Raw genomic sequence first — 215 nt, forward strand, 5'->3', positions numbered from 1 at the left:
GCTGGCTTCAGAAGATGGTGCTGTCGGATTACGCTACGCTAATCCGACCTACGCCACACTCCCCTGTCGGGTATGGCTGGAAGTGTTGCGGAAATAAAAAAAGCCGCCCGAGGCGACTTTGATTATCACGTGATTTCTGCGCTGTTGGTGGAGGTAAGCGGGATCGAACCGCTGACCTCTTGCATGCCATGCAAGCGCTCTCCCAGCTGAGCTAT

The organism is Janthinobacterium sp. GW823-FHT03B06 (genome assembly GCF_058796955.1).